The 9025-nt window shown below is 45.4% G+C and carries 8 protein-coding genes; all 8 read left to right on the top strand.

Annotation, left to right across the window (positions count from 1 at the left end; all coding sequences use genetic code 11):
• On the top strand, positions 1 to 882 hold an 882-nt coding region (locus Q0241_RS14500; protein WP_299378730.1), incomplete at its 5' end, for a MoxR family ATPase.
• Between the two features lie 6 nt (positions 883 to 888).
• Entirely contained in the window at positions 889 to 2109 is a 1221-nt protein-coding gene (locus tag Q0241_RS14495; protein ID WP_299378728.1) for a VWA domain-containing protein, read from the top strand.
• 13 nt (positions 2110 to 2122) lie between these two features.
• Entirely contained in the window at positions 2123 to 2470 is a 348-nt protein-coding gene (locus Q0241_RS14490; protein ID WP_299378726.1) for an XdhC family protein, read from the top strand.
• Positions 2467 to 3144 (top strand): XdhC family protein, encoded by a 678-nt coding sequence (locus Q0241_RS14485; protein ID WP_299378724.1) that lies wholly within the window; start codon positions 2467 to 2469, stop codon positions 3142 to 3144. Before Q0241_RS14490 ends, Q0241_RS14485 begins: the two co-directional genes overlap by 4 nt.
• Positions 3141 to 4757: a molybdopterin-binding/glycosyltransferase family 2 protein gene (locus Q0241_RS14480; RefSeq protein ID WP_299378722.1), complete on the top strand. Its 1617-nt coding sequence runs from the start codon at positions 3141 to 3143 to the stop codon at positions 4755 to 4757. Before Q0241_RS14485 ends, Q0241_RS14480 begins: the two co-directional genes overlap by 4 nt.
• Before the next feature lie 8 nt (positions 4758 to 4765).
• Positions 4766 to 5185, top strand: a complete 420-nt coding sequence (locus Q0241_RS14475; RefSeq protein ID WP_299378720.1) for an iron-sulfur cluster assembly scaffold protein — start codon at positions 4766 to 4768, stop codon at positions 5183 to 5185.
• Between the two features lie 119 nt (positions 5186 to 5304).
• A complete protein-coding gene (locus Q0241_RS14470) occupies positions 5305 to 7701 on the top strand; it encodes an ATP-binding protein (protein WP_299378718.1) in 2397 nt (798 codons plus the stop codon).
• 215 nt (positions 7702 to 7916) lie between these two features.
• Positions 7917 to 8786: an NAD(P)-dependent oxidoreductase gene (locus Q0241_RS14465; protein ID WP_299378717.1), complete on the top strand. Its 870-nt coding sequence runs from the start codon at positions 7917 to 7919 to the stop codon at positions 8784 to 8786.
• Positions 8787 to 9025: the final 239 nt, after the last annotated feature.

Genomic DNA, 9025 nt, shown 5'->3' with positions numbered 1-9025 from the left:
CAAAACTTAGCCAACGGAAAATATGTCGCCGACCGTTCTCTTGCCACGGTGATTCACCTTGCCTTGAACATGCAACGCCCGCTGTTTCTCGAAGGTGAAGCCGGGGTTGGAAAGACTGAAATCGCAAAAGTACTCTCTGCAACTCTGGATCGGCCTTTACTACGTCTTCAATGTTATGAAGGCCTTGATATAAACACCGCCGTTTATGAATGGAACTATACCCGGCAAATGGTTGAAATCCGTATTGCTGAAGCTGCAGGGGCGACAGATCGCGCGGGGTTATCCAAGGATATCTTTGGTCCAGAGTTTTTAATAAAGCGTCCATTGCTGGAAGCTTTGGAAAGCCACAATGGCAAAAGCCCCGTTTTGCTTATAGATGAGCTGGATCGTGCAGACGAAGCTTTTGAAGCTTATTTATTGGAAGTGCTCTCTGACTATCAGATTACTATTCCCGAGCTTGGAACAATCAAGGCAGAAGAGCCACCAATTGTCATCATCACATCTAATCGAACCCGGGAAATTCACGACGCCTTAAAACGTCGATGCCTTTATCATTGGGTTGATTATCCTGATGCCCTACGAGAGCTTGAGATCCTCAAACTCAAAGCACCGGATGCAGCCGAACAGCTCAGTAATGAAGTTGTTCTTTTCGTTCAGGAGTTACGCAAAAACCCTCAAATTTTTAAACAGCCCGGTATTGCAGAAACCATTGACTGGACCAATGCGTTAACACAGCTGGATCGCGTCTCGCTGGCACCAGAAATCGTCAGTGATACCTTAGGTGTTCTTTTGAAATATCAGGATGACATAAGCCGTATTCAGGGCAGTGAAGCTTCAGAAATTTTAAGGAAAGTACAAACAGAGATGGATCAAATAGGGTAACGCCTTATGGTTCAACAAAGCTCACAACGCAACACGCCCCATGATAAAGGTTATCTGGCAGAGAATATTCTCCACTTTGCCCGAACCCTCAGGAAGGCAGGGATTTCCCTTCCGCCAACGCGTGTTTTGGAAGCAATAGAGGCCATTCAATTTTCTGGGCTAACAAGGCGTGACGATATCTATGACACCTTCCGATGCCTTTTTATTACCAGCAGAGATCAACAAGAGATTTTTGATCAATGCTTTCACATCTTTTGGCGCAACCCCGAATTTTTGGAACGGGCAATGTCATTGCTGTTGCCAACCACCTTCCTTGAAAACGCGCCACAAGACGAAAAAGACAAAGCCCTCAAGCGGGTGAGTCAGGCATTCGCGCCAGAACAAAAGAACCAGCCCCCAAAAGAAAAAGAGGACGAAGAATTAGAGGTCGAGTTTGACGCTAGGCTCACCAGCTCTGACGAGAAAGTGCTTCGCCATAAAGACTTTGAACAAATGAGTGCCGAAGAACAGCAAAAAGCATTGGAGCTCATTAAACGTTTGCAACTACCTGCTGAGCTAATCACCACTCGACGCTTTTCTCCATCCGTACAGAAGCAACGTATTGATACCCGCAAAACAATGCAGGCATCAATGAAACGTGGTGCAGATATTATTGAGCTGAAATATAAAGCAAAAAAGGTACAGCGAGCACCACTGGTCATTCTCTGTGATATCTCTGGCTCTATGAGTGAATACAGCAGAATGTTGCTCCATTTCATTCACAGCCTTAGTTCTGCTCGCGACCGTATCCATAGCTTCACCTTTGGTACTGAATTACACAACATCACCAGACAGATGAAATATAAGGACGTCGATGAAGCCCTCGCCGCGGTCGGACAACAAATAGATGACTGGTCAGGGGGAACACGGATCAGCAGCGCTATACACGATTTCAATCAGCACTGGTCACGTCGTGTTTTGGGTCAACGCGCAAATGTTCTTTTGATCACCGACGGTTTAGAGAGGGATGGCGCCTACGATCTTGCATTGGAAATGGATCGCTTACACAAATCCTGTCGAAAGCTCATATGGCTAAACCCATTGCTCAGATACGACGCATTTCAGGCAAAGGCCCGCGGAATTAAATTAATGCTGCCCCATGTTGATGAATTTAGAAGTGCTCACAATATAAATAGTCTGGAAGGTTTGATCGAAAGCCTGCAAAATACCAGACGCCCCGCACAGTAACGGACCACCAAGAATGATTGAACCACAAGTAAGTGAAACATCTGCTGAAGACCTATTGAAAACCGCAGCTCGTTGGCTAGACGAAGGTCGCCAGGTTGCTCTGGCAACCGTTATTAAAACATGGGGATCATCACCGCGTCAGGCTGGCAGCATAATGATCATAGACCAGAACATGACCATGCTTGGTTCTGTCAGTGGTGGCTGTATCGAAGGTGCTGTGATTCAAGAAGCCCTAGAAATTATGGACCACGGCAAAGCCGGTATTTTGGAATTTGGTGTCGACGATGAACAGGCTTGGGACGTTGGCTTGGCCTGTGGCGGGACCATTCAGGTATATGTTGAACGATTGGAAGCAGCATGAAGCGCATAACACTCGATCAACTAAACCGCGCTAAATCGGCAAAGGAAACCACCGTTTTACTCACAGACCTGAAAAGCGGTGAACAGGAGCTAGTATATCCCCAAAGACCAGATGCAGATCATCCCTTATTGGATATCCTGAAATCAGCTGTACGTGACGACAAATCATATGTTCACGCGACTGAAAACAGCGAAACATTTATCCAAGTTTTCAATCCGCCTCTACGTCTGATTATCGTTGGTGCCGTCCATATATCACAATTCCTCGTACCCATGGCACAATCAGCGGGTTACGAGGTTATTCTTATTGATCCGCGCAGTGCATTTGGTAACAAGACCCGCTTTCCGAATTGCAACATCACCAACGAATGGCCAGACGAGGCCATGGAAGTTCTCAAACCTGATCACAGAACTGCCGTTGTTTTGCTTACTCATGACCCCAAACTGGACGACCCCGCGCTGGTAGCATCACTACAGTCTGACGCCTTTTATATCGGCGCCTTAGGTAGTAAGAGAACCCACGCCAAACGGCTTGATCGTCTGAAAAATTTAAATAACCTTGAACGGATAGAAGGTCCGATTGGGCTGGATATCGGGGCAAAAAACCCCGCTGAAATTGCTGTATCCATTTTAGCCTCAATTACAAAAGACCTCCGTCATGGGGACAGGACGTGATCTACGCTGAAATCAAAACCGGGGATGCGGAAGGCACCTATCTGGCGCATTCGATCAACAGTCACAAAGGTCGTTTGGGCAAAGGGCACCATCTGACATCATCTGACATCAATGATCTGCTGATGTCAGACATTGCAACCATCACCACAATCCGGCTAGAAGAACACGACATTCACGAAGACCTTGCCGCCGCTCAGCTTGGGCAGTTTGTTTCTGGCAGAGGCGTCAAAACAAGCCTGGCCTTTACAGGGCGCTGTAACATTTACAGTACAGAACACGGTGTTTTTGAAACCACTCCACAAGATATTGATAAGATTAATTCAGTCGACGAGGCCATCACACTTGCGACGCTTTCACCCTATAGTGTTGTCCATCCGGATCAGCTCGTGGCCACAGCAAAAATCATTCCGTTAGCTGCCCCATCGCAAGCTCTGGAACAAACCAAAGGATTAGCTCAACTTACCGTCCATCCCTTCAAAAGGTTTAAAACGGGCCTTATCCTGACCCAATTACCGCAAACAAAAAAATCTGTCCTGGCAAAAACACAGATGGTTGTGAACCAGCGCCTCAAGTCCTGTGCGAATGAACTTTCAGAGACAACTATTGTTGATCATACCCCCACCGCAATTGCCACAGCCATTAACACCCTACGCAAGAGTAATCACGACCTCATCCTGATATTTGGCGCTTCAGCAATTGTTGACAGACAAGATGCCCTGCCCAAAGGGCTAGAGCTTTCGGGTGGCGACATAGAGCATTTTGGAATGCCTGTAGATCCGGGAAATTTACTTTTGCTGGGCAATCATTCGGGGTGTAAGATCATCGGCTTACCCGGTTGCGCCAGATCACCTAAGCTAAATGGATTTGACTGGATCTTGCAGCGTATTCTTGCTGGGTTGAACGTCAACCGGAATACAATCATGCAAATGGGGTGCGGCGGGTTGCTCTCTGAAATTCCGACACGCCCACAACCAAGAGAACAAATACCTTCCGAAATCTCTCATAACGCCCCCAAAGTAACCGCTATTCTTTTGGCAGCAGGGCAGTCTCGAAGGATGGGACCGGAAAATAAACTCCTCCAAAAATGGCACGGCAAACCCCTTGTAAAATGGGTTGCAGATAATATTGGCGAGAGCCAGGTCGATCATACAATTGTTGTAACAGGACACGAAGCCAAGTTGGTACAGGAAACCCTGAGCCAAAATGATGTTGAATACGTTCACAATCCTGACTTCACCGATGGGCTGAGTACGTCTTTGATAAAAGGATTAATGGCAGTACCAGCGGATAGTGATGCAGTCCTGATCTGTTTAGGGGACATGCCGTCGATCAATGGCACACAACTGAATCAATTGATCAAAGCTTATGACCCTGAAAATGGGGCCGCGGTCTGTGTGCCAACATTCGAAGGGAAACGCGGCAACCCCGTATTATGGAACAAAAGCTTTATCCCAGAGATGCTTAATTTAAAAGGTGATAGCGGGGCAAGGCACCTTTTAGGTAACTATCCAGAAGACCTACAAGAAGTGATTATGGATAATACATCTGTACTTTCAGATATAGATACGCCCGAAGCATTATCCAACCTACGCGAGACGAGTTTCACAAAATGAGCGAATTAATGTCTGATGACGATCTCTATAATAAAAAGCTTTTGCGTCTTGCTGCCATGGGTGATTGTCGCTTGGAAAACCCTAATCACACTATAGTTCATAACAATCCCCTTTGTGGCGATCGTATCACGCTCGACCTACGAATTGATGGCGATCTGATTTCAGAAGTTGGTTACAAAGCGCAATCCTGTGCTCTTTGCAAAGCCTCGGCACAACTTATAAAAGATCTTTCTATTGGATGTAACTTAGCTGAATTAGAGAAAATTCATATGACGTTAAAATCCCAATTGAAGGAAAATTCACCCATATCCCTTCCAAGTAATTGGGAATCATTCCATATTTTCCAACCTGTTGCTGAAATAAAAAACAGACATAGCTGTGTATTACTCCCTTTTCAGGCACTCGCCAAAATAGAAACAATTTATTAAAACAAAAAATTATATAATTGTCCTGATTAAAAATAGAAGTTTTGCTACCTGATCCGCAAAATTTCCAAAACTACAGCGTGCGTTATAAAATTCATCACGTGTAAAGGTTTGAAAAAATTATGTCGATTCAGAGTAAAATTGGTTCTCTTCTGGCCGTATTATTTCTCGTTTTGATCGCCACCAGTGCCGCTATCCTGAAAACTGTTGTTGAACCGGAATTTGCCTATCTTGATCGTGAGAATACCATTCACCGATCGCAGCAAATACAAAATACACTCGATGATGAACTGGAAGATCTAAAGATCTATTCCAGTGATTGGGGTGTTTGGGACGATACCTATGAGTATATGGTCACAAAAGATCCTGATTTTATCTCTGGCAGTGCCCCGGATGAAACTTTTCTTTTAACTGACATACACATGATGGCCTTTTACGATATGAACAACGATATCGTTTGGGGCCGCTGGTTTGACAAAGAGGCTGACAGCTTCACAGATCTGGATGTCACTTTTGTCGACAAAAAAACCAAATCTGTCTTGTCACCCCAGGCTATTGTTGCAAATAGTGGTATGGCAGGTTTTGCCCAGACAACACGGGGGCCAATGATGATCGCAGCGCACCCGATACTCAAAAGTAATCAAGATGGTCCTGCCCGGGGTATTGCCATCACCGGGCGTTTTCTAGATCAAAGTCGTATGGCAAAAATTGCCGAAGATCTCAACGCAGAATTCAACACCGTTTTCAATCTGGATCAAAGTATTTCAGAAGACCAAAATCTGCCCGTCGACGTTATATCAAACTCTCTACAACCCGGCGCAATCGGCCTGTTCGACGATCAAGAAAACGGCATGCTCTATTCCTACGTCGATATCATTGCCATGAATGACGTGAAATTAATGCGTTTGGTTCATCCACATCAAATGGAAATACTAAGCAAAGGACAATTCGCAATTTCAACGGTATTACAACTTTTTGCCGCCTTTTTTGCCATTGCCTTAATTTTCATGGTTTTTTCGCTCCATCGTATCGTGATCAATCCTTTGGGCATTCTTCGAAACAAAATAAATGCCCTGAAGAGAAGCGAGACACTTTCAACGGAAACAATTCCAGAAACACAATCTAATGAGCTATTGCTTGCATTAGAAAGTTTCGATGCTATGGAAACAGAAATCCGCCAGCATCAAAGCGATTTGGAAGATAAGGTCCGCGACAGAACCCATTGGCTGCAAGAAACCAATGACAGATTGGAAGAAGAAGTTGTTGAAAGGCAGCGAACAGAAGAGAATTTGCGCGCTGCAAAAATAGAGGCGGAACAGGCAAGTCGAAGTAAGTCAGAGTTTCTTGCCACCATGAGCCACGAAATACGCACACCAATGAACGGTGTCGTGGGCATGACCAACTTGCTTTTGGAAAGTAAACTCGACGAAGAACAGCTGGATTACACAAAATCCATCAAGAATTCAGCTGACCATCTATTATTGCTCATCAACGATATTTTAGATATCTCAAAACTAGAAGCTGGCGTCAGTCAACTGGAAATCACTGACTTTAGCCTCTCAGAGATTATTGAATCAGTAACCTCTGCGCAAAAACCGAAGGCGTCTTCCAAAAATTTAACGTTACTTTCTGAAATAGATCCCGAGCTTCCTGACTGGGTGCGCAACGACCCGACCAGATTAAGGCAGGTTCTCTTTAACCTTGTTGGTAATGCAATTAAATTTACAGATACAGGGCATATCAAAGTAACCGTTACCCCTCATAAACCTCGTTCTGGAAACATCCAATGGGTCAAGTGTTCCGTCGAAGATACGGGCATTGGTATCAGTGAAGCAGATCAGCAACGTATATTCGAGCGCTTTACTCAGGCCGACGGATCTGCATCCAGAAAACACGGTGGGGCTGGCCTCGGCTTGTCTATTGTAAAGCGGTTAAGCCAACAGATGAACGGAGAAATCGGGCTAGAAAGCTCCCCCGGAAAGGGAAGTACATTCTGGTTTACCGTTCCTATGGAAATACCAGAATCAGGTCAGAATCATGATTTGCCACCTCTTACGGGCGCAAAATCGACTGACCACGAGATAGAAACATTATCAGCACAACCGACAGAAAATGTATCCTTGTCTGCTGATGAACAGCTACATGTTCTCATCGTAGAAGATAATAAAATAAATCAGATGTTGTTATCTAAGTTCTTTACAAAACGCGGACATCAACCTGACATTGCTTTTAATGGACTAGAAGCATTGGAGTACCTTAAACATCAAGTTCCAGACATCATTCTCATGGACATACAGATGCCAGAAATGGACGGGATTGAGGCCACGAAGGTGATCCGGGCGATGAACGGGCCCAAATCGCAAGTCCCCATTGTTGCTGTTACCGCGAACGCCATGAAAGGTGATCGGGATACATATATCGACGCCGGCATGAACGATTATGTCGCGAAACCTGTCGATTTCGAACAGTTAATGAATGTAATTAATCAAATCGTTTCAACGAAAAAACTAAAAGTATAATTCAGCCAAGAACCCTGTTTAAATTATGGATCGAAGATAAATAAATACCTTTATCCATCATATGAATTGTCCCTTTGTTTTAGAGGACAATTCTTGCTGCCCCTTGCCCAATCTCTTTCAAGTTTCTAAGCTCTTCCCAATTCATTGAAACACCCCAGAAAATCTATCTCCTTGATTAAATTTTCTGGGGAAGCAAATAATTACGGAGCAAGATTATGGCAAAAGTCGCGTTTATCGGTCTGGGTGTTATGGGCTACCCAATGGCAGGGCATCTAGCCGCGAAGGGGCATGACGTCAGCGTTTACAATCGCACGAGTGCCAAAGCCGACGCTTGGGCTAAGGAACATGGTGGTCGCAGTGGCTCAACACCCCGTACCGCATCAGAGGGCGCGGAAATCGTTTTCTGTTGTGTTGGGAACGATGATGACCTGCGTTCTGTTGTTCTTGGCGATGACGGTATCTTTGCCGGTATGAGCGCAGATACAATTCTGGTCGATCACACAACAGCATCAGCAGATGTTGCCCGCGAACTTGATGCTATCGCCCGTGAAAAATCCATCCACTTTATCGACGCTCCTGTATCTGGTGGTCAGGCTGGTGCTGAAAATGGGGTCCTTACAGTTATGTGTGGTGGCGAACAAACCGCCTTTGACCGTATAAAACCCGTTGCCGATTGTTTCTCGCGAGCTGTCACTCTTATGGGGCCTGTTGGCTCAGGACAATTGACGAAGATGGTCAATCAAATTGCTATTGCTGGCCTCGTGCAGGGCCTCAGTGAGGCCATGAACTTCGGTCAAAAAGCCAATCTGGATATGGAAAAGGTTATCGACGTGATTTCCAAAGGGGCCGCCGGTTCCTGGCAAATGGAAAACCGAGGATCGACTATGTGTCAGGGCGAGTTCGAATTTGGCTTTGCCGTCGATTGGATGCGCAAAGACCTTGGTATCTGTTTCGAAGAATCAAAGCGAAACGGCGCACGTTTACCCGTAACTCATCTTGTCGATCAGTTCTACGCCCAAGTCCAAGGTCGTGGTGGTAACCGCTGGGATACATCCAGTTTGGTGCACTTACTACAGAACGATTAAGCGGATAATGGTGTAAACAGCAGTGAGAACAAACTTCTCGCTGCTGTTTTTTTATGCGCTCAATTCATAGTTTGAGTTGTTACAAAACCCGTAACCATGACCAGCAATAATGTTGCTAGACTTTCAAGTTATTGTGATTTCACGCCTTATCAGGGATAACAGACAAATACAGCCTTGATCCCGCCACAAGCCATCGTCCTGATAACCGCACTTAATTTTCCTAAGTCCGCAGAGAAAGA

It is taken from the genome of uncultured Kiloniella sp. (assembly GCF_937128705.1).
Classification (GTDB): Bacteria; Pseudomonadota; Alphaproteobacteria; order Kiloniellales; family Kiloniellaceae; genus Kiloniella.
This window is presented reverse-complemented; position numbering and strand designations above follow the sequence as displayed.

Coding starts and splice junctions, on each gene's coding strand:
- Q0241_RS14495 (WP_299378728.1), top strand. CDS start 889: ATGGTTCAACAAAGCTCACAACGCAACACGCCCCATGATAAAGGTTAT.
- Q0241_RS14490 (WP_299378726.1), top strand. CDS start 2,123: ATGATTGAACCACAAGTAAGTGAAACATCTGCTGAAGACCTATTGAAA.
- Q0241_RS14485 (WP_299378724.1), top strand. CDS start 2,467: ATGAAGCGCATAACACTCGATCAACTAAACCGCGCTAAATCGGCAAAG.
- Q0241_RS14475 (WP_299378720.1), top strand. CDS start 4,766: ATGTCTGATGACGATCTCTATAATAAAAAGCTTTTGCGTCTTGCTGCC.
- Q0241_RS14470 (WP_299378718.1), top strand. CDS start 5,305: ATGTCGATTCAGAGTAAAATTGGTTCTCTTCTGGCCGTATTATTTCTC.
- Q0241_RS14465 (WP_299378717.1), top strand. CDS start 7,917: ATGGCAAAAGTCGCGTTTATCGGTCTGGGTGTTATGGGCTACCCAATG.